Genomic DNA, 20,743 nt, shown 5'->3' with positions numbered 1-20,743 from the left:
TTCCCAGGCTGCGGTTCTAGCCGAGCGAGCCGTGACGGACGCCGGCGGTCACCGATGCCGCGAGGCGCGGCGCGGAGTGCGCGGGCGCGGCGAGGCCAAAGACCTCTGCGGTGTGCTGAGTGATCATCATCGGTAACCTCCTTTCGTGTGGCGATCCGGAGGCCACCGTAGCGAAACTCTCAGGAGATCGTCAAGCATTTCGTGGTAGCACCGGCGTGTCGCGGTGGAGGCGGGGGCCGCGACGACCGCGCGGGATACCGGCCGTTCCGCGGGATTCCGGTAGCGTAGCGGCGTGAATCTCCCCGGACGAGCGGTCGCCCCATGCATCTGAAGAGCCTGACGCTCAAGGGATTCAAGTCGTTCGCGCAGCCCACGACCTTCGTGTTCGAGCCCGGCGTCACGTGCATCGTCGGACCGAACGGCTCCGGCAAGTCGAATGTCGTCGACGCCCTCGCGTGGGTGATGGGGGAGCAGGGGGCGAAGACGCTCCGCGGCGGGAAGATGGAAGACGTCATCTTCGCCGGCACCTCGACCCGTGGTCCCCTCGGGCGCGCCGAGGTGCAGCTCACGATCGACAATGCCGACGGCGCGCTGCCGATCGAGTACGCCGAGGTCACCATCAGCCGCACGCTCTTCCGCAACGGCTCCAGCGAGTACGCCATCAACGGCGAGAGCTGCCGTCTGCTCGATGTGCAGGAGCTGCTCAGCGACTCCGGCCTGGGCCGGGAGATGCACGTCATCGTGGGTCAGGGTCGGCTTGACACCGTGCTCCAGGCCTCGGCGGAGGATCGCCGCGGCTTCATCGAGGAGGCGGCCGGCATCCTCAAGCACCGTCGTCGCAAGGAGAAGACGCTGCGCAAGCTCGACGCGATGGAGGCCAACCTCACGCGTCTGAGCGACCTCGCCGGGGAGATCCGCCGACAGCTCAAGCCCCTCGGGCGCCAGGCGGAGATCGCGCGTGAGGCGCAGACCATCGCCGCCGTCGTGCGCGATGCCAAGGCCCGCCTGTTCGCCGACGACGTCGTGGCGCTGCGCACAGCCCTCGCGGACCACACCCGGACCGAGCAGGAGCGGCACACCGAGCGTCTCGTGCTGTCCGACCAGGCCGAGACGGTGCGCGCCGGGATCGCTCGGCTGGAGAAGAACCAGAACTCGATCGCGGTCGACGAGGCACGCAGCGTCGCGTTCGGCCTCGAACAGGTGCAGGAGCGGATGCGCGGGCTGTACACGCTCGCCAACCAGCGCCTCGCGCTCCTCGGGTCCGAGGAGGACGACGCGGCCGTGACCGCGGTGACCGTCACGCAGGCGACCATCGACGAGGCGAAGGAGGACATCGAGACGATCTCCTCCGGCCTCGGCGACGCTCAGGACGCCGCGGCCGCCGCCAGCCGCGAGGTCGTGAACGCTCGTGCCGAGCTCGACACGCTCGACGTCGACATCGCGGAGCAGAGCGCGCTCGTCTCCGAGTACGACATGCGGCTCTCCTCGCTCCGCGGGAACGCCGATGCGGCCGCGTCCGCACTGGCCGCCGTCCGTGGTGCGGTGCTCCGTCAGGAGAACGCCCTCGAAGCAGCGCACGCCCGGCGGCGCGAGGCCGAAGAGGCCCTGGAGGCGATCGACGACGCGGAAGCTCCCGAGGGCACGGCCGTCGAGTATGCCGCCGCCTACGAGAGCGCCCAGCGTGCGGCGACGGCGGCGGAGGCGGAACGGGAGAGCCTTCGCGAGCGCCTGCACGCCGCGGAGCGCGAGGTCGACGCCCTCACGGCGAAGGCCGCCGCGTTGAGCAGTGCGCTGTCGCTGTCGGGAGGTGCCGCCGAGATCGTCGCGGAGGGCGGCCCCGGAATCCGCGGTCTCGTCGGCGATGCCGTGCAGGTGCGGGCGGGATACGAAGCCGCGATCGCGGCGGTGCTCGGTCCCCTGGCCGAGGGCGTGCTGGTCGGTTCCGCGGAGGATGCGTTCATCCTGGCGGCGGAGGCTGCGGAGCGCCGCCGTGGGGTGGTCGACTTCGTGGTCGCCGAGGCCCCGAGGGAGCGGGCGTCGCACCCGGCCGTCGACGGCGTGATCGCCGCGACCGAGACGGTGACCGCGCCGGACGGCGTTCTCGGGATACTGGCGCATGTGCTCATCGCCGACGACCTTGATGCGGCGCGGGCCGCACGGAGCGCTCTGGATGCGGCAGGTGACACCGCGACCACGATCGTGACGACCAGGGGCGACGTCATCACCGCCCAGACGCTGCGGACCGGCTCCGGAGGGGAGCGATCTCGCCTCGAACTCGCGGCCGAGCGCGATGCCGCGACCGAGCGGCTCACCGAGATCCAGATCGTCGTCGATTCCCTGCGCGAGGCGCGCATTGACGCCGACGAGGCCGTGGAAGAGACGCGGCGGCAGGCGAAGGACGCGCTGCGCGCCCTTCGCGAGCACGACGCCGCCCTCGCGACGCATGCGGAGCAGGTCAACAAGGTGACAGTGCGCCATGAGGCCGCGGTCGCCGAATGCGACCGTCTCGAGACCGGCCTCGCCCAGGCGCAGGCCGCCGTGGCGGACGCGGAGGCGAAGGCGGAGGCCGCGAAGGCGGAGCTCGACGCCGCGGTCGCCGCGCCGCGTCCGGTGCTCGACGCCTCGGCGCGCGATGGACTGCTCGAGGCGCTGGAGCGGGCCCGCGAGGGCGAGGTCCGTGCTCGCCTGGAGGTCGAGACCCTGCGCGAGCGGGTCCGGGCGGCGCAGTCGCGGGTGACAGCGCTGGAACGGCAGCGCGAGCAGGAGCGGGACGCCGCGGCGGAGGCCGCCCGCCGCGCTGTCATCCGCCGGGCGCAGCGCGAGGCGGCGTCCGGAGTCGTGGACGAGCTGCCGCGCATCCTCGACTCCCTCGACCGCTCGGTCACCGAGGCCCGCGTCGCCCTGGCGGAGGCGGAAGCCGCGCGGTCGGCGCAGAACGAGGAACTGGTCGCCCTGCGCACCCAGGAGTCGTCGCTGCGGGAGCGTCTGGCCGGGCTCACGGAGAGCGTGCACGGCCTGGAGCTGCAGATCCACGAGAAGAAGCTCCACCTGAACAGCCTGTTGGAGCGCGTGTCCTCGGAGCTCTCGCTGGACGAGGACGTGCTCGTCGCCGAGTACGGTCCTGATCAGCTCGTGCCGCGGGATCCCGGGACGGAGCTGGCCGACGGCGAACTGCTCGACGACACCGCGATCCCGTTCGACCGACGCATCCAGCAACGGCGTCTCGCGGACGCGGAGCGGAAGCTCGCCCAACTCGGGCGGGTCAACCCGCTCGCGCTGGAGGAGTTCGCCGCCCTGGAGCAGCGCCACGCCTTCCTCACCACGCAGCTCGCGGACCTGACGCAGACCCGGCAGGACCTCTTGACGATCATCGCCGACCTCGACGAGCGCATGCAGACGATCTTCGCCAGCGCGTTCGAGGACACCAAGGAGGCGTTCGGTCAGGTCTTCCCGCTGCTGTTCCCCGGCGGCACGGGCAGCATCTCGCTGACCGATCCGGAGAACATGCTGACGACGGGGATCGAGGTCTCGGTCCGTCCCGTCGGGAAGAAGATCGAGCGGCTGTCGCTGCTGTCCGGGGGTGAGCGGTCTCTGGCCGCGGTGGCGCTCCTGGTGGCGATCTTCAAGGCGCGCCCCAGCCCGTTCTACATCCTCGACGAGGTCGAGGCCGCCCTGGACGACGCGAACCTCGGCCGGCTCCTCACGGTGTTCGAGCAGCTGCGCGAGAGTTCCCAGCTCCTCGTCATCACGCACCAGAAGCGGACGATGGAGATCGCCGACGCCCTCTACGGCGTGTCCATGCGCCAGGACGGCGTCTCCGCGGTGGTCGGTCAGCGCGTCGGCGACCGCGCCGCCGCCGCCGTCTGACTCGTCGCGGGCACAGCTGCGGAGATCGTGGCCCCCACCTGGCGTGTCGACGGTCGGATCCGGCGTGTCGCCCGCGGTCTCCGAAGCTGTGCTCGGACGACCCCGGGGAAGGTCACATCGTGAGGGACTGTTCGAATGCGGTGACGGCGGCGGGGAAGCCGGGGTGGTCCTGGGGGCGGTGAGCGAAACCGGAGAGGACGATGTGGTCGGCTCCGACATCGACGAGCCGTCGGGCGATGAGCTCATACTCCTCGTTCCAGCCGCCGGTGACCACGAGGGTCGGCACCCCGGCGAGAGTATGCTCCCGGATGCCGTGTCCCCAGGGGAGATTCGCGGCCGCCCAGTGCTCCGCGACCGCGCGTTCGTCCGGCCAGGACTCGCGGTCCAGCGGGCCGCCGAACATGAGCGGACGCAGGATCGACCAGAAGCCGTAGAGGTCGTCCTCGGCCGCGCGTGATCGCGCCTCCGTGACCACGGCGATATGCCGCTCGATCGGCGCGTCACCGCGAGCGATGTCGTACAGGGCGGGCTCGACGAGGACGAGGCCGAACACCCGCAGGCCGTCGGTGACGGCGCGGACCGCGGTCACCGCGCCGATGGAGTGGGCGAACAGGAGCGGCGTCCGGTCACGTTCTCCCTCGACGAGAGCGCCCGCCTGCGCTTCGACGGACGACTCCGGCGGGAAGCTGAGGAAGGTCCCCGACTCCGGATCCTGCGAGGGCCATGCGGCCGTGCCGCGCCTCCCGGCGCCATGGAGGAACGCCCGGTGCGGGAGCGGCGCGCGGTGCATCCCTGGATGCTACCCGTAGGCTGGACGCATGGCAGAGAAGTCCTGGTCTCTCGGTCGCGCGCTGCGCGGCATGTTCGTGAAGCCCACCATCGACGAGACGACGTGGGAAGACCTGGAGACGGCGCTGATCACGGCGGACTTCGGCCCCGACATCAGCGAGCGCATCGTCGAAGAGCTGCGCGACAAGGTCGCAAAGTACCGCACCACCGACCCCAAGGACCTCCAGCGCATGCTGCGGGAGACCCTGGAGGAGCACTTCGCGAAGTTCGACACCACGCTCAAGCTCACCGAGCGCCCGGCCGTGGTCCTCGTCGTCGGGGTGAACGGCGTGGGCAAGACGACCACGATCGGCAAGTTCACGAAGTTCCTCCGCGGGTACCAGCGGAGTGTGGTCGTGGGCGCCGCCGACACCTTCCGTGCCGCGGCCGTGGACCAGCTCGCCACCTGGGCTCAGCGCGGGGGAGCGGCGATCGTCCGCCCGCAGCAGGAAGGCCAGGACCCGGCTTCCGTCGCCTTCCAGACCGTCGAGTACGCGAAGCGCGAGGGTATGGAGATCGCGATCATCGACACGGCGGGACGCCTGCACACCAAGGGCGGCCTGATGGACGAACTGGGCAAGATCCGCCGTGTCGTGGAGAAGCAGGCTCCCATCAGCGAGGTGCTCCTGGTCCTCGATGCGACGACGGGGCAGAACGGCGTCATGCAGGCGGAGACCTTCCTGCAGCACGCCGGCGTCACAGGTCTCGTGCTCACCAAGCTCGACGGCTCGGCCAAGGGCGGCTTCGTGCTCGCGGTGCAGGAGCGCACGGGCATCCCGGTGAAGCTCCTCGGGCAGGGCGAGGGCATCGACGATCTGACCGGTTTCACGCCGCACGTCTTCGTGCAGGCGCTGGTCGGCTGACACAGGGCTTCCGCCCCGAGCACCAGGCTGGTTTCATAGCGTTATGGCGATCGAACACGACTACTTCGGACTGCTGTCGTCGGGCCCCGACGGCTCGATCTTCTGGTCGGAGACGGTCGAGCTCGGCGACCAGAGCGTGACCGTGGATCTGACGGCCCCGGACCAGGACGACGTCTCCGCCGACGCCCTCGACATCGCCGCCGGGCTCATCGCCGGCCTGGAGAACGTGGACGCGACCGCACGGCGCGGGATGCTCGCCGAGGTGGACGACCGCACGAGCGAGGTGACCGAGTACATCCTGCAGCAGCAGGAGGTGTTCGGCGACGACCTCCCCGACGTCCTCATCGACGTGTCCGGGGACGCGGCCGTGGACATCATCCGATCACTGCGCCTGATGAGCATGACGATCCTCGCCGACGAGCACGGCGGGTCCGAGCCGTTCGCCGTGCTGGAGTACGCGCTCGATGACAGCGCCACGGACGACGTGCTGCTCGTGAACCTCGGATCCGACGGCAGTGTGCAGTCGGTCATGAGCGCCGACTGACCGCCGCTGGTCAGACCGCCTGCGCGAAGCCGAGGTCGGCGCTCTCCGCGATGTGTGCGAGGTGCGCGGGGATCTCCCGTCCCTTCGAGGTCATCGACTGCGCCCAGAGCCGTCCGGCTCGATACGAGGAGCGCACCAGCGGCCCGGCGAGCACGCCGAGGAAGCCGATCCGCTCCGCCTCCTCCTTGAACTCGACGAACTCGGCCGGCTTCACCCACCGCGACACTGGGAGATGACGCGGGGTCGGGCGGAGGTACTGGGTGATGGTGATGATGTCGCAGCCGGCGTCGTGGAGGTCCTGCAGCGCCTGGACGACCTCCTCCGGCTCCTCGCCCATGCCGAGGATGAGGTTCGACTTCGTGATGAGTCCGGCGTCGCGGGCCTGCGTGAGCACGTTCAGCGACCGCTCGTAGCGGAACGCGGGACGGATGCGCTTGAAGATGCGGGGCACGGTCTCCACGTTGTGCGCGAACACCTCCGGGCGGGCATCGAAGATCTGGCCGAGGAACGCCGGGTCGGCGTTGTGCTCGTTGGCCAGCAGCTCCACGCCGGTGTTCGGGTTCAGCTCGTGGATCTTGCGCACCGTCTCGGCGTTCAGCCAGGCACCGGTGTCGGGGAGGTCGTCGCGGGCCACGCTCGTGACGGTCGCGTAGCGGAGGTTCATCCGCTGCACGCTCTCGGCGACGCGTCGCGGCTCGTCGGTGTCGTAGTCGGCGGGCTTGCCGGTGTCGATCTGGCAGAAGTCGCAGCGACGCGTGCACTGCGATCCCCCGATGAGGAACGTCGCCTCGCGGTCTTCCCAGCACTCGTAGATGTTCGGGCAGCCGGCCTCCTGGCACACCGTGTGCAGATCCTCGCTCTTCACGAGCGAGTGCAAGGCGGAGTACTCCGGCCCCATCTTGGCCTTGGTTTTGATCCACTCGGGCTTGCGCTCGATCGGGGTCTCGGCGTTGCGGATCTCGAGGCGGAGGAGCCTGCGCCCCTCGGGTGCGGCGGTCATGCCGGGACTCCTGTCAGGTCGGGTGCGTGCGCGGTGCGGAAGGCGTCCTGCACGGCGTCGACGAGGTCGAGCGGGCCGACCACGCGGCCGGACACCTCGCTCACCGTGGTCACGCCGGCGTCGGTGATGCCGCAGGGGATGATGTCGCGGAAGGGGGCGAGACTGTTGTCGCAGTTGATGGCGAAGCCGTGCATGGTCACGCCCTGCTGCACCCGCACGCCGATCGCGGCCACCTTGTCCTCCGAGAGCGGTCGGCGCACCCACACACCGCTGCGCCCCTCGACCTGATGCCCGTCGACCCCGAACGGACGCAGCACCTCGATGAGGATCCGCTCCAGCCGCCGGACGTGTGCGACCACGTCCATCGGCTCCGGCAGCCGGAAGATCGGATAGCCGACGAGCTGTCCCGGCCCGTGCCAGGTGATCTTCCCGCCGCGGTCGACGTCGATGACCGGGGTCCCATCCTGGGGGCGCTCGTGGTCCTCCGTGCGCTTGCCCGCGGTGTAGACGGCCGCGTGCTCGAGCAGGATGAGCGTGTCAGGGCGGGCACCGGACACGACGTCTGCGTGCACACGGCGCTGCAGGGCCCAGCCGTCGGAATAGGGGACAGGGGTCGGCATGAAGCCGGGGGTGAGGATGTCGAGCATGCGTCGTCGCTTCCCTCTAATACATGGATTGCGTCCAACAATACATCCTCGTCCGGGGTGCGGCGCGGCGCGCGGTACCGTGAAGTCATGAACCGGACTGGTCGCGCCGGCCGCCCGAAGGCCTCCTCGCGCGAGACTCTCGCCGAGGCCGCCTGCGAGCTCTTCCTGGAGCGTGGGTACGAGGCCACGTCCATCGCCGACATCACGCAGCGGGCGGGGGTCAGCCGGTCGAGCTTCTTCAACTACTTCACGTCCAAGAGCGACGTGCTGTGGTCCGGTATCGACGAGCGCATCGGCGTCGCCACCACCGCGCTGGACGACCTCGGTCGCGAGGCCACGGGGGAGCGGGTGCGGCTGATCCTCCACGGCATCGTGCAGGACTTCGCGCCGGATCCTCTGGCGCTGGCCCTGCGGAACGCGGCGGCCATGGCCCTCGAGGAGGAGCTGGTGCGGGAGACGGGCGTCCGTCTGGCCCGCCTCTCCGCCGCCATCTCCCGAGCGGCGTGCGCGGCCGGGATCGACGTCATGCGCGCCGACGTGCTCGGGGCCGCGCAGGCGGCCGCTGTCATGTCGGCGCTCCGGGTGTGGGCGGAGGAGGGTGCCGGCCGCGGCACTCCGGAGTCCGTGCTGCACGAGGCCCTCGCCCGCGTGCACGATCTCCCCTGGCGGGACTGACCGCCCTCGCGAGACCCCGGTTTCGCGCCGAGGCCCCGGCGTGCTCACGCTTGCGGGGCGGGGTCTCGACAGCGAGGCGGGGTTCCGGCGAGTCGCCTCCGTGCCGCGCTGAGCGTGGAGGCTCCGCTCGCGTAGAATCGTAGGCACCATGGCTACCTTTGGCACGCTCTCCGATCGGCTCACCGACACCTTCCGCAACCTGCGCACGAAGGGAAAGCTCACCGCCGCCGACGTCGACGGCACGGTGCGCGAGATCCGTCGCGCTCTGCTCGATGCCGACGTCGCGCTCGCGGTCGTCAAGGACTTCACCGCCAAGGTGCGCGAGCGCGCTCTCGGCGACGAGGTCAACAAGGCGCTGAACCCCGCGCAGCAGGTGGTGCAGATCGTCAACGAGGAACTCGTCCAGATCCTCGGCGGTGAGCAGCGGCGCCTGCAGTTCGCCAAGACGGCGCCGACCGTGATCATGCTCGCCGGCCTCCAGGGTTCGGGGAAGACGACGTTCGCCGGCAAGCTCGCCAAGCAGCTCGAGAGTGAGGGCCACACGCCGCTCCTCGTGGCCGCCGATCTCCAGCGTCCGAACGCCGTGAACCAGCTCCAGGTGGTCGCGGAGCAGGCCGGAGCCACCGTGTACGCGCCCGAGCCCGGCAACGGCGTCGGCGATCCCGTGAAGGTTTCGCGCGACGGTGTCGAGCACGCCCGCCGGCAGCAGCACGACGTGGTCATCATCGACACCGCCGGCCGCCTCGGTGTCGACGCTGAGCTCATGAAGCAGGCCGCCGACATCCGCAAGGCGGTCAACCCGGACGAGGTGCTCTTCGTCATCGACGCGATGATCGGTCAGGACGCCGTCAACACCGCCAAGGCCTTCCAGGAGGGCGTGGACTTCACCGGCGTCGTGCTCTCCAAGCTCGACGGCGACGCGCGAGGCGGAGCGGCGCTGTCGGTCGCCTCGGTCACGGGTCGCCCGATCATCTTCGCCTCCACGGGCGAGCGGCTGGAAGACCTCGAGCCGTTCCGCCCCGACCGGATGGCGAGCCGCATCCTCGACCTCGGCGACATCCTCACCCTCATCGAGCAGGCCCAGCAGGCCTTCGACGAGGAGGAGGCACGCAAGGTCGCGGAGAAGCTCGCGAACGAGGCCTTCACCCTGGAGGACTTCCTCGAGCAGCTCCAGCAGATGAAGAAGATGGGCTCGATGAAGAAGATGCTCGGGATGCTCCCGGGCATGGGCCAGATGAAGCAGCAGCTCGAGGACTTCGACGAGCGCGAGATTGACCGCACCGAGGCCATCATCCGGTCCATGACGCCGGTCGAGCGTCGCAACCCCAAGATCCTCAACGGCTCGCGCCGTCTGCGCATCGCGCGCGGTTCCGGCATGACCGTGACGGACGTGAACCAGCTTGTCCAGCGCTTCGAGCAGGCCGCGAAGATGATGAAGACGGTCGCCCGTGGCGGCACGCCGAACATCCCCGGCATGGGCCCGGTGCCCGGCATGGGCAAGCCCGGCGCCTCGTCGAAGCGCGGCAAGAAAGGCAAGGGTGGCGGCGGCAACCGCTCCCGCTCCGGAAACCCCGCTAAGCGCGCGGCGGAGAACGCCGGCCTCGCGGCCTCGTCGGCACCGACCGGCGCGGGCTTCGGCCTCGGCGGGGGAGGCGCGGCCCCCTCGGAGGCGGACCTCGCTGAGATCCAGAAGCTGTTCGGCAAGGGCTGAGCGGCCGGGACCTCAGCGCACGGCGACCGGCGCGGCCGAAGGATCGACCGTGGTCGCGGGCGTGCCTCGCGGCCGTGCCGCGAACTGCCCGCCGACGAGGGCGGCGAGCGTGATCACGATGCCCGCCACCTGGACCAGGGTGAAGCTCTCGCCGACCACGAGCACGCCGAGCAGCGTCGCGACGATCGGTGAGAGCAGCGCGAGGAGCCCGGGCACGATCACGGGCAGGCGCTGGATCCCGCGGAACCACAGCGTGTACGCGACGATCCCTCCGGCCGTCGCGAGCCAGAGGTAGCCGAGGAGCGCATCGGCGTCGAGGGCAGGAGGCGGGCCCTCGACCGCAAAGGTAAGGGGGAGGAGCAGCAGTCCTCCCGCGGTGAGCTGCCAGCCCGCGTAGGCCACGGGACCGACCCCGGCGGGGCGTCCCCAGCGCTTGGTGAGGATCATCCCGAGGCCCGTCGCGGTCACCCCGCCGAGAGCCGCGACGAGGCCCCAGAAGTCCAGCGCGGCGGCAGGGCCGAGGACGACGAGGGCGACCCCCGCCGCTCCGGCGACGGCGGCGGCCGCGGAGACCGGTCGGACACGTTCCCCGAGCACGAGCGCCCCGAGTCCCAGCACGATGAGCGGCTGCGCACCGGCGACGGCGGCAGCCACCCCGCCGGGGAGGCGTTCGGCCGCGAGGAACAGCAGCGGGAAGAACGCGCCGATGTTGAGGGCGCCGAGCACGAGGGCCTTACCCCACCAGACGCCGTGCGGCAGGCGCCGGGCCAGCAGCACCGCGAGGAGACCCGCAGGAAGCGAGCGGAGGAGGCCGGCGAGGAGCGGATGCCCGGCGGGGAGCAGCTCTGTCGTCACCAGATAGGTCGTACCCCACGCCGCGGGCGCGAGGGCCGTGACGAGGGTGAGCGTGAGGCGGTTCATGCTCCCAGCCTGCGCGCCGCATCCAGATGAGTCCAACGCATTGTTGTCACGCTATCCATGACGAGCGATCATGGAACCATGGAACTCCAGCAGCTGCGATATGTCGTCGCCGTGGCGGACACCGGCTCGTTCACCCGCGCGGCGGAGCGCTGTCACGTCACGCAGTCGGCGCTCAGCCATCAGGTCGCCTCACTCGAACGCGAGTTGGGCGTGCGGCTGTTCGCGCGCACCAGCCGCAGCGTCCGTGCGACCGAGTCCGGAGAGGCGTTCCTCCGCTCCGCGCGTCTCGCCGTGCGCGCCGCGGATCAGGCGAGGGAGGATGCCGCGGCCGCTGCGGGCGAAGTCGTCGGAACGCTCCGGCTCGGGATCATCCCCACGGTGACCGCCGTCGACGTCCCCGCGCTCCTCGTGGCCTATCGCACCGCGCATCCGGCCGCCCGCGTAGAGCTTCGCGAGGGGAACAGCGACGGCCTCATGACTGCGATCCGTCAGGGCGACCTCGATGTCGCCTTCCTCGGGCTTCGGGAGGGTGTGGAGCCCCAGGGTGTGGCGTCTCGACCCCTGTCCCACGAGCCGCTGGTAGCGGTGCTGCCTCGCGGGCACCACCTCGCCGCGAAGCGGCAGGTGCGGCTGAGTGACCTCGCGGACTCCGCTTTCGCAGACTTCCCCGCCGGAACATCGGGACGCGCGCAGAGCGATGCGGCCTTCCTGGCCGCGCGGGTCGGGCGGGACGTGGCCTTCGAATCCGACGCGGCCGCGAGCCTGATCGGCCTGGTCGCTGCGGGCCTCGCCGTCACGCTGCTCGCGCCCGGGGTGGTGCGGGGCTATCGAGACGTCGTCGACACGGTGGCCATCCAGGACGGCCCCGTCCGTGTCGAGCACCTGGCCTGGGACGCCGCCGCACCGCGCAGCGCCGCCCGCGCCTTCCTCGACATCGTCGCCACGGCCTCCTGACACCCTGGTCCGGCTGCACGACTTGCGAACGGATGCACGACGGAATCCCCGGAACGGGCGGGCCACCGTACCCGGATCGTGCAGGCGACTCCGCAGAACGTTGAGCCGGAGACGACGAAGCGGGCCCGGGAAGAACCCGGACCCGCCTCATCGCGTGGTGATCAGCGCACGTCGTCGTCGACCCAGTCCATCGACTTGGTGACGGCCTTGCGCCACAGGCGCAGCTGACGGTCGCGCTCGGCCTCGTCGAGCGAGGGCTCCCAGCGGCGGTCCTCCTGCCAGTTCGCGGACAGGTCGTCGAGGCCGCTCCAGAAGCCGACCGCGAGGCCCGCGGCGTAGGCTGCACCGAGTGCGGTGGTCTCGGCGACCATCGGACGCACGACCGGAACACCCAGGATGTCGGCCTGGAACTGCATGAGCGCGTCGTTGGCGACCATGCCGCCGTCGACCTTGAGCTCGCTGAGGTCCACTCCGGCGTCCGCGTTGACCGCGTCGAGCACGTCGCGGGTCTGGAAGGCCACAGCCTCCAGCGCAGCGCGCGCGATGTGGTTCTTGTTCGCGTAGCGGGTGAGGCCGACGATCGCGCCACGGGCGTCCGGACGCCAGTACGGTGCGAACAGACCCGAGAACGCCGGGACGATGTACACGCCGCCGTTGTCCTCGACCTTCTCGGCCAGTTCCTCGACCTCAGGGGCGGAGGAGATGATGCCGAGCTGATCGCGCAGCCACTGGATGAGCGAGCCGGTGACGGCGATCGACCCCTCCAGCGCGTAGTGCGTGGGCTGGTCGCCGAGCTTGTAGCCGACGGTGGTGAGCAGCCCGTTCTTCGAGCGGACGATCTCCTCGCCCGTGTTGAAGATGAGGAAGCAGCCCGTGCCGTAGGTGTTCTTGCTCTCGCCCTTCTGGAACGCGGCCTGCCCGAACGTCGCCGCCTGCTGGTCGCCGAGGATGCCGGCGATCGGCGTCTCGCGCAGCAGCGACGAGCTCTCGGCAGCACCGTAGACCTCGGAGGAGGAGCGGATCTCCGGCATCATCGACCGCGGCACACCGAACGCCTCGAGGATGTCGTCGCGCCACTCCAGCGTCTCGAGGTCCATGAACATCGTGCGGGAGGCGTTCGTCACGTCGGTCGCGTGCACGCCGCCGTCGATGCCGCCGGTCAGGTTCCACAGGACCCAGGTGTCGGTAGTGCCGAAGAGCAGGTCTCCAGCCTCGGCCTTCTCGCGGGCACCCTCGACGTTCTCCAGGATCCAGGTGATCTTGGTGCCGGAGAAGTAGGTCGCCAGCGGGAGGCCGACGATCGACTTGAACCGGTCGACGCCCTCGTCGCCCGCGAGGCGGTTGACGATCTCCTGCGTGCGGGTGTCCTGCCAGACGATGGCGTTGTAGACCGGCTTGCCCGTGGTCTTGTCCCACACGACGGCCGTCTCGCGCTGGTTCGTGATGCCCACGGCGGCGATGTCGTGGCGGGTCAGATCGGCGCGCCCGAGGGCCAGACCGATCACCTCCTGGACGTTGCGCCAGATCTCGGCGGCGTCGTGCTCCACCCAGCCGGCCTTGGGAAGGATCTGCTCGTGCTCCTTCTGGCCGGTGGCGACGATGCTGCCCTTCTTGTCGAAGATGATCGCGCGGCTCGACGTCGTTCCCTGGTCGATCGCGATGATGTAGTCAGCCATGTGTTCTCCTTTGAATTCCCGAGGGGTTGAGGGGGATCAGCCGGCGAGGCTGAGCAGGCCGGGGGCGGCGAGGGCGGCGATGACACCACCGATGAGCGGACCGACGACGGGCACCCACGAGTAGGACCAGTCGCTGGAACCCTTGCCCCGGATCGGGAGGATCGCGTGGGCGATGCGGGGACCGAGGTCACGAGCCGGGTTGATGGCGTATCCGGTCGGGCCACCGAGGGACGCACCGATGGCGACCACCAGCAGGGCCACCGGGAGAGCCGTGAGCGGGCCGAGGCCGCCGGGCGTACCGACCTCGATGTCGCCGTAGTCCGCGAACGCGAAGATGACGAAGACGAGGACGAAGGTGCCGATGATCTCGGTGACGAGGTTCCAGCCGTAGGAGCGGATGGCGGGGCCGGTGGAGAAGACGCCGAGCTTGTTGGCGGCCTCCGGCTCCTCGTCGAAGTGCTGCTTGTAGGCGAGCCAGACGACGATCGCGCCGATGATCGCGCCGAGGAGCTCCGCGGCGGTCGCGGTGAGGAACATCGCGAAGGTGATCTTGCCGGCGACCAGCAGGCCGATGCCGACGGCCGGGTTCAGGATGGCACCGGAGTACGCCGAGACGAGCACACCCGCGAACACCGCGAGACCCCATCCCCAGTTGACCATCAGGAAGCCGCCGCCGAAGCCCTTGTTCTTCGCCAGGGCGACGTTCGCGACCACACCGCAGCCGAGCAGGACCAGCATCGCGGTGCCGACGAGCTCGGAGAGGAAGTAGAGACCGAGATTGACGTCAGTCATGTCTTCGTTGACCTTTCTTGCGGGTCGGGGCCCCTCTGCCCCGACCCCTTATGGGGTAGCACCGCGAGGAGGGCGCGGTGGTCGGAGCCCCGTCAGCCGCGGGCGCGGGACGGGATGTGGAGTCCGTGTCGCTCGTTCAGCAGCACACGCGTCTGCTCCACCTCGGCGTCGTGACGCTCGCGGTCCCATCCGAGGAGGGGAGCCAGGGCGTCGGCGATCTCGTCGAGCACCTCTGCCCGGGCACCGCCGGTGAAGGCGATGCTGGTGCGGCGCAGGATGACGTCCTCGAGACGGGTGACCATCTCCTCGTTCACCATCCACTCCAGCTCGCGCGTCGACAGGTCGCCGCCGGCGAGGGGCGCGTCGTCCCCCTGCTCGACGAAGGCCCACACAGCTGCTGCCCGGGTGCCGTAGCGCGCGAGGAGCTGCTCGGCGCGAGCGCCGGCGCCGGGGAGGTTCTCCTGGATCCAGATCCGCTTCGCCTTCTCGGTACGCGGGAACTCGCGTCCGCCGCCGATCGCGCGACCCGCCGTGGACACGGTGCGCGTGCGGCCGAGGAGGCCCAGCACCGTGTCGGAGAGGGACTCGCCCAGGGCGCGGAACGTGGTCCACTTGCCGCCGACCAGGCTCACCAGCGGGACCGCGCCCTGGCGGTCGACCTCGACGCGGTAGTCGCGCGAGACGAAGCCGGGAGCGGTGTCCTCGTGGCGGGGGAGCGGGCGGATGCCGGAGAAGTTGTAGACGATCTGCTCACGCGTCACCGCGATGGACGGGAACACGTGGTGGACGAGGTCGAAGAAGTAGTCGATCTCCTCCTCCGTGCACACCGGCACCTCGCGCGGGTCGGCATCGATGTCGGTGGTGCCGACGAGGACGCGGCCCTTGAGCGGGTAGATCAGCACGATGCGGCCGTCGGAGTGCTCGAAGAAGATCTCGCGACCCCGCGTCGCCGCCAGCAGCTCGGGGTTGTCGAGCACGATGTGCGATCCCTTGGTGCCGCCCATGAAGTGCGTGTCGGTGCCGAGGGCGTCGTTCGTGAGGTCGGTCCAGGGGCCGGAGGCGTTCACGACGACATCGGCGGTCACGGTGAACTCGGTGCCGCTCTCGCGGTCCCGGAGCGTGATCTGCTCGCCGTCGCGGCCGATCGCCTCGACGTAGTTCAGTGCCACGGCACCGGGGTGCGCGGCGCGGCCGTCCTGCAGCACATCGAGCGCGAGGCGCTCGGGGTCGTGCATCGACGCGTCGTAGTACGTGGCCGTGTACTTGATCTTCGGATCCATCGACGGCAGCTCGGCGAGGGACTTCTTGCGGCCGAGGAAGCGGTGCCGGGGCACGGTGCCGCCGTCGCGGGAGAACGTGTCGTAGATCGTGAGACCGACCTTGATGAGGAAGGCGCCGCGCTCCTTCGGCTTCCCGCTCTTGTGCGTGAGGAAGCGGAGCGGAGCGGAGAGGATCCCGGAGAACGTGGAGTAGATGGGGATCGTCGTCTGCAGCGGCTTGACGTAGTGCGGAGCGATCTTGAGCAGCCCGTTGCGCTCCTCCACCGACTCGCGCACGAGGCGGAACTCGCCGTTCTCCAGGTAGCGGATGCCGCCGTGGATCATGTGGCTCGACGCCGCGGAGGCCCCGGAGGCGAAGTCGCCGCGCTCGACGAGGACGACGTCGACGCCCTGCAGGGCCAGGTCGCGGAACGTGGAGATGCCGTTGATGCCGCCGCCGATGACGAGGACACTGGTGCGCCCGGATTCGCGGAGCGCGCGGACGGCGTCCCGCTCCGGGGACGTGTGGGTGGAATCGATCATCGTCGACCCTCTCTTCCTTGCTTGCCACCAGCATCGACCTCCGTGACGTCGCGCGCAAGCTCGCTGCACATATGTGCAAGGATCGGGGGAGAGGAGGTCATCATGGCGGGATCCGGAGCGCCATCGCGCGACGGCAAGCTGGTCGCCGCGCTCACCGCTGCGCAGCTCTACTACATGCAGGACAAGACCATGGAGGTCATCGCGCAGGAGCTCGGCACCTCGCGATCGTCCGTGTCGCGGCTGCTCAGCTTCGCGCGGGAGAGCGGCCTCGTCGACATCCGCATCAATTCGCCGCTGGAGCGCCTCGGGATGCTCGAGCAGCGCATCAGGGACCGACACCGGGTGGTGGCGCACGTGGTGCCGATGGCCGAGATCGTCAGCGAGGTCGAACGTCTGGAGCGCGTCGCTCTGACCGCGGGACGACTCCTCTCGCAGTTCGTGGACTCGAACATGATCGTCGGCGTCGCGTGGGGATCGACGATCAGCGCGGTCAGCCGCGGTCTCACCCAGAAGGAGACGCACAACACGACGTTCGTGCAGCTCAACGGCGCCGGGAACACCCAGACGAGCGGTGTGGAGTACTCCAGCGACATCCTGCAGCGCTTCGGCAGCGCGTTCGGGGCGCAGGTGCAGCAGTTTCCGGTCCCCGCGTTCTTCGACGACCCCGCCACTCGCGAGGCGATGTGGCGCGAGCGCAGCACCCGGCGCGTCCTCGACCTGCAGGCGAAGATGGACATCGCCGTGTTCAGCCTCGGGTCCCCCGCCGCGGAGGTGCCCAGCCGGGTGTACGTCGGCGGCTACCTCGGTCGGGAGGACTACCGCAGTCTGCGGGAGGACCACGCGATCGGCGACGTGGCGACGGTCTTCTTCCGCGCCGACGGCTCCTGGCGCGACATCCGGCTCAATGCGCGGGCGACGGGGCCGGGCCTCGATCGGCTGCGGCGCGTGCCGAGGCGGGTCTGCGTCGTCTCCGGCGTGCCCAAGCTCGCGAGCCTGCGCGCGGCGATCGCGGCCGAGCTCATCACCGACGTGGTCCTGGACGAGGGGCTCGCGCGCCGGCTCGTCGAGGACTGAGCGGCGTTCGCGTCACTCGCCTTCGATCGAGGACTGCGGTCCGGTCCGGAACTCCCGGATGAGGTGCTGGACAACGGCGCGGAGGTCGCCGTCCGTGGCGTCGGCGACCGCGAGCTGACGGGCGTAGCTCGCTCCGCCGTCGAGGATCGTTGCGATGCTGCCGAACTCGCGCACGCACCCGAGCTCGACGGCGACCGGGGCCAGTTCCTCGATCTTCTCGGTCAGGTGCTCGCGCACGGGGCGCTGCGTGCCGATCGTATCGACGATGACCCGCGCGTCCAGGCCGTATCGGGCCGCGCGCCACTTGTTCTCGCGGTGGAACCACGCGGGGAGGTCGGGCAGGGCGGCCCCTTCGTCCAGGAGCCGGGAGAAGTGCTCGACGAGGACCTGCACGAGCGCGGCCACCGCGGCCATCTCGGAGAGCGTGGACAGGCCGTCGCACGCGCGGACCTCGATCGTGCCCCAGCGCGGGGCGGGACGGATGTCCCAGCGCACTTCCGTGGCATCGGCCATGACACCGGTGCGGACCATGTCGTCCAGGTACCGCTCGAACTCCGACCAGTCGCGCAGCGGCCAGGGAAGGCCCGCCGTGGGCAGCTGCTGGAAGACGAGGGCGCGATTGGAGGCGTACCCCGTGCGTTCCCCGGCCCAGAAGGGGCTGGACGCCGACAGCGCCTGCAGGTGGGGGAGGTAGGCCGACAGCGCGTTGATGATGGGGAAGACCTTGCGCTGCTCGTCCACGCCCACGTGCACGTGGATGCCCCAGATCATCATGTTGCGCCCCCACCACTGGGTGCGCTCGATGAGGCTGTGGTAGCGGGTCTTGTCGGTCACCGACTGGTCGTACCACTGGGCGAACGGGTGGCTTCCGGCGGAGAGCAGCTCGATCCCTGCCGGGTCGGTGGCCGACCGCACCGCCGCGATCGCGTTTGCGATGTCGTCGACGGCGTGGGCCACGGAGTCGCCGATCCCGCTGGTCACCTCGATGGTGTTGGTGAGGAGCTCGCCGGTGACGGTGTGGCGTTCGTCCTCGCTCTCCGCCTCCAGCGCGGCGAGGAGCTCCGGTGCGCGACCGACGAGATCACCGGTCTCGGGATCGGCGAGCATGATCTCCCACTCGAGACCGACGGTGGAGCGGGCCGAAGCGGCGAAGTCGAGCTGCACGGGGACAGTCTGACACGGGGCCGGGCCTGCTCCGCAACGCCGTGTCGCCGGGTTTCGCACCCGGCGCACGCATCTGGCAGAATAGAGGGTCGGACGACGTGCTCGACCCTCTATCCAGCGCTCGTCCTCCTCATTTGAGCTTCCGCCGGGTGTGCACCCCACGCTCCAGGCGACCGGTTCGTTTCCTTCCACACCATTCAGGAGAATCGTGGCTGTCAAGATTCGTCTCAAGCGCATGGGCAAGATCCGCGCGCCGTACTACCGCATCGTCGTCGCCGACTCGCGCACCAAGCGCGACGGTCGTGTGATCGAGGAGATCGGCAAGTACCACCCCACTGAGGAGCCCTCGTTCATCGAGGTCGACTCCGAGCGTGCGCAGTACTGGCTCTCCGTCGGCGCGCAGCCGACCGAGCAGGTCACCGCCATCCTCAAGATCACCGGCGACTGGGGCACCTTCAAGGGCGACAAGGACGCGAAGTCCACCCTCAAGGTCGCCGGCGAGAAGGCCGCGTTCGAGGCCGATGCCTCGAAGAAGTCGGTCATCAAGCCCAAGGCGGAGAAGAAGGAGGAGGCCCCCGCTGCGGAGGCCCCCGCCGCTGACGCCGCCGCGGAGGCCGCTGAGGCTCCCGCCGCCGACGCCGAGTAATCCATCGTGCTCGCCGCCGCGCTCGAACACATCGTCAAGGGGATCGTCGATCACCCCGAAGATGTGCGCATCCACGAATCCTCGTCGCCCCGTGGCGACCTGCTCGAGGTGCGTGTGCACCCCGACGACCGTGGACGCGTGATCGGGCGCGGCGGCCGCACGGCCAAGGCCCTGCGCACTCTCGTGAGCGCCCTCGCCGACGGGCGCCGCGTCCGCGTCGACGTCGCGGACGACTGACGTGGTGTCGCAGGACCGCATCCAGGGCCGTAACCAGCTGCGCGTCGGGCGCCTGGTCAAGGCTCACGGGCTCAAGGGCGCCCTGAAGCTCGAGCTCTACACCGACAACCCGGAGCGGCGCTTCGTCCCCGGGGCCGCGTTCACGTTGCAGGTGCCCGAGGCATCTCCGTGGCACGGCAAGGAGATCGTCGTCCGCGAATACCGGGTGATGAACGGCAACCCCGTCGTCTTCTTCGAGGACGTGGACGACCGCAACGCGGCCGAGAGCCTCGTCCGCGCCATCCTCTGGATGGACCAGGACGAGGACGAGACCGAGGACAACGCCTGGTTCGACCACCAGCTCGTCGGTCTGGACGTGGTCCGCGACGAGACCGTCGTCGGCCGTGTGGTGCGCGTCGAGCACCTGCCGGCGCAGGACCTCCTGATCGTGAAGCCGTCGACCGGCGGCGCGGACGAGGTGATGGTCCCCTTCGTCGAGGCCATCGTCCCCACCGTCGACGTGGCGGCCGGCCGCGTCATCGTGACCCCGCCGGCCGGGCTCTTCGAGGAGCTTCCCGAGTCGGAGGACGGGACCGCCGCCTCCGACGGCGCCGAGTGACCGCTGATACGGTTCCCCCGTGCGCATCGACGTCGTCTCCATCTTCCCCTCGTACTTCGACGGACTGACGCTCTCCCTGCTCGGCAAGGCGCGAGGCTCGGGTCTGCTCGACCTCCAGGTGCACGATCTGCGCGACTGGACCCACGACCGCCACCGCACCGTCGACGACACCCCGTACGGCGGGGGAGCCGGCATGGTCATGAAGCCGGAGCCCTGGGGCCTCGCCCTCGATGAGCTCACGGCGGACGTCACCCCTGCGCCGACCATCATCTTCCCGTCGCCGGCCGGGGAGGTCTTCACCCAGGCGACCGCGCGGGACCTCGCGGGACGCGAGCACCTCGTGTTCGGTTGCGGGCGCTACGAGGGCATCGACGAACGCGTCTTCGAGTACGCCGCCGAGCGTGGCGAGGTGCGGCTGCTGAGCCTCGGAGACTACGTGCTCAACGGCGGCGAGGTGGCGACGATGGCGATGATCGAGGCCATCGGTCGGCTGATCCCGGGTGTCGTCGGCAATCCGGAGAGCCTGGTGGAGGAGTCGCACGAGGACGGCCTCCTCGAGTACCCGTCCTACACGAAGCCGTCGGTGTGGCGCGAGCGCGCCGTCCCCGACGTGCTCCTCAGCGGCAACCACGGCGCGATCGCGGCATGGCGCCGCGAGCAGCAGCTGGTCCGCACCCGCCTGCGACGCCCTGACCTGCTCCCGGACGCGCCGACCGACGGCTGACCCGTCCGCGGCCATCCGCC

19 protein-coding genes are annotated in these 20,743 nt (G+C 70.1%); 11 read left to right on the top strand and 8 right to left on the bottom strand.

The window, feature by feature from the left end:
- The first annotated feature begins 321 nt into the window (after window positions 1–321).
- Window positions 322–3,867, top strand: coding sequence for a chromosome segregation protein SMC (gene smc, locus AUV07_RS06535; protein WP_062634736.1), 3,546 nt, complete (start codon window positions 322–324; stop codon window positions 3,865–3,867).
- 112 nt (window positions 3,868–3,979) lie between these two features.
- Here smc and AUV07_RS06530 read toward each other — a convergent pair whose 3' ends face one another.
- Window positions 3,980–4,657, bottom strand: a complete 678-nt coding sequence (locus tag AUV07_RS06530; RefSeq protein ID WP_062634734.1) for an alpha/beta hydrolase — start codon at window positions 4,655–4,657, stop codon at window positions 3,980–3,982.
- 28 nt (window positions 4,658–4,685) lie between these two features.
- On the opposite strand from AUV07_RS06530, the gene ftsY reads away from it, so the two are divergent.
- Together ftsY and AUV07_RS06520 are read left to right on the top strand one after the other, a co-directional pair.
- On the top strand, window positions 4,686–5,558 hold the full coding sequence (gene ftsY / locus AUV07_RS06525; protein WP_025103328.1) for a signal recognition particle-docking protein FtsY: 873 nt from the start codon (window positions 4,686–4,688) through the stop codon (window positions 5,556–5,558).
- A 43-nt stretch (window positions 5,559–5,601) separates the two neighbouring features.
- Window positions 5,602–6,102 carry a DUF2004 domain-containing protein gene (locus tag AUV07_RS06520; protein WP_060922216.1) on the top strand — a complete coding sequence of 167 codons (501 nt, stop codon included), beginning with the start codon at window positions 5,602–5,604 and terminating at the stop codon, window positions 6,100–6,102.
- A 10-nt stretch (window positions 6,103–6,112) separates the two neighbouring features.
- Here the strand turns inward: AUV07_RS06520 and lipA are convergent, their stop codons facing one another.
- Window positions 6,113–7,102: a lipoyl synthase gene (gene lipA, locus AUV07_RS06515; protein WP_062634732.1), complete on the bottom strand. Its 990-nt coding sequence runs from the start codon at window positions 7,100–7,102 to the stop codon at window positions 6,113–6,115.
- Window positions 7,099–7,749: a lipoyl(octanoyl) transferase LipB gene (gene lipB, locus AUV07_RS06510; RefSeq protein ID WP_062634730.1), complete on the bottom strand. Its 651-nt coding sequence runs from the start codon at window positions 7,747–7,749 to the stop codon at window positions 7,099–7,101. Before lipB ends, lipA begins: the two co-directional genes overlap by 4 nt.
- An 87-nt stretch (window positions 7,750–7,836) precedes the next feature.
- On the opposite strand from lipB, the gene AUV07_RS06505 reads away from it, so the two are divergent.
- Window positions 7,837–8,424 carry a TetR/AcrR family transcriptional regulator gene (locus tag AUV07_RS06505; protein ID WP_062635215.1) on the top strand — a complete coding sequence of 196 codons (588 nt, stop codon included), beginning with the start codon at window positions 7,837–7,839 and terminating at the stop codon, window positions 8,422–8,424.
- A gap of 148 nt (window positions 8,425–8,572) precedes the next feature.
- Complete coding sequence (gene ffh / locus AUV07_RS06500; protein ID WP_062634728.1) at window positions 8,573–10,135, top strand: signal recognition particle protein; 1,563 nt, start codon at window positions 8,573–8,575, stop codon at window positions 10,133–10,135.
- Window positions 10,136–10,147: 12 nt separating this feature from the next.
- Here the strand turns inward: ffh and AUV07_RS06495 are convergent, their stop codons facing one another.
- Complete coding sequence (locus AUV07_RS06495; protein ID WP_062634726.1) at window positions 10,148–11,056, bottom strand: EamA family transporter; 909 nt, start codon at window positions 11,054–11,056, stop codon at window positions 10,148–10,150.
- Between the two features lie 78 nt (window positions 11,057–11,134).
- On the opposite strand from AUV07_RS06495, the gene AUV07_RS06490 reads away from it, so the two are divergent.
- On the top strand, window positions 11,135–12,010 hold the full coding sequence (locus tag AUV07_RS06490) for a LysR family transcriptional regulator (RefSeq protein WP_062634725.1): 876 nt from the start codon (window positions 11,135–11,137) through the stop codon (window positions 12,008–12,010).
- Window positions 12,011–12,171: 161 nt separating this feature from the next.
- On the opposite strand, the gene glpK is transcribed toward AUV07_RS06490, so the two are convergent.
- From glpK to AUV07_RS06475, 3 genes are all read right to left on the bottom strand, one after another.
- Complete coding sequence (gene glpK / locus AUV07_RS06485) at window positions 12,172–13,686, bottom strand: glycerol kinase GlpK (RefSeq protein WP_062634723.1); 1,515 nt, start codon at window positions 13,684–13,686, stop codon at window positions 12,172–12,174.
- Between the two features lie 36 nt (window positions 13,687–13,722).
- A complete protein-coding gene (locus AUV07_RS06480; RefSeq protein WP_062634721.1) occupies window positions 13,723–14,478 on the bottom strand; it encodes an MIP/aquaporin family protein in 756 nt (251 codons plus the stop codon).
- A 92-nt stretch (window positions 14,479–14,570) separates the two neighbouring features.
- Window positions 14,571–16,280: a glycerol-3-phosphate dehydrogenase/oxidase gene (locus AUV07_RS06475; RefSeq protein ID WP_062634719.1), complete on the bottom strand. Its 1,710-nt coding sequence runs from the start codon at window positions 16,278–16,280 to the stop codon at window positions 14,571–14,573.
- A 102-nt stretch (window positions 16,281–16,382) separates the two neighbouring features.
- Here AUV07_RS06475 and AUV07_RS06470 point away from each other — a divergent pair, with 102 nt between their 5' ends.
- Entirely contained in the window at window positions 16,383–17,354 is a 972-nt protein-coding gene (locus AUV07_RS06470) for a sugar-binding transcriptional regulator (protein ID WP_025103338.1), read from the top strand.
- A gap of 12 nt (window positions 17,355–17,366) precedes the next feature.
- Here the strand turns inward: AUV07_RS06470 and AUV07_RS06465 are convergent, their stop codons facing one another.
- Window positions 17,367–18,518: a glutamate--cysteine ligase gene (locus AUV07_RS06465; protein ID WP_062634717.1), complete on the bottom strand. Its 1,152-nt coding sequence runs from the start codon at window positions 18,516–18,518 to the stop codon at window positions 17,367–17,369.
- Between the two features lie 208 nt (window positions 18,519–18,726).
- Here AUV07_RS06465 and rpsP point away from each other — a divergent pair, with 208 nt between their 5' ends.
- The 4 genes from rpsP to trmD are packed head-to-tail and all read left to right on the top strand — an operon-like array spanning window position 18,727 to window position 20,723.
- Complete coding sequence (gene rpsP, locus AUV07_RS06460) at window positions 18,727–19,164, top strand: 30S ribosomal protein S16 (RefSeq protein ID WP_062634715.1); 438 nt, start codon at window positions 18,727–18,729, stop codon at window positions 19,162–19,164.
- 6 nt (window positions 19,165–19,170) lie between these two features.
- Window positions 19,171–19,401 carry an RNA-binding protein gene (locus AUV07_RS06455; RefSeq protein WP_025103341.1) on the top strand — a complete coding sequence of 77 codons (231 nt, stop codon included), beginning with the start codon at window positions 19,171–19,173 and terminating at the stop codon, window positions 19,399–19,401.
- Window position 19,402: 1 nt separating this feature from the next.
- Window positions 19,403–19,999, top strand: coding sequence for a ribosome maturation factor RimM (gene rimM / locus AUV07_RS06450; protein WP_082802873.1), 597 nt, complete (start codon window positions 19,403–19,405; stop codon window positions 19,997–19,999).
- 19 nt (window positions 20,000–20,018) lie between these two features.
- The gene (gene trmD, locus AUV07_RS06445) at window positions 20,019–20,723 is read left to right on the top strand and encodes a tRNA (guanosine(37)-N1)-methyltransferase TrmD (RefSeq protein ID WP_062634713.1); all 705 of its coding nucleotides are present in this window, start codon (window positions 20,019–20,021) and stop codon (window positions 20,721–20,723) included.
- Window positions 20,724–20,743 lie beyond the last annotated feature (20 nt).

Source organism: Microbacterium sp. CH1 (assembly GCF_001595495.1).
In the GTDB taxonomy this organism is placed as follows: Bacteria; Actinomycetota; Actinomycetes; order Actinomycetales; family Microbacteriaceae; genus Microbacterium.
Note: the sequence above shows the minus strand (reverse complement) of the source record. Positions and strands in the feature narration are given on the sequence as shown.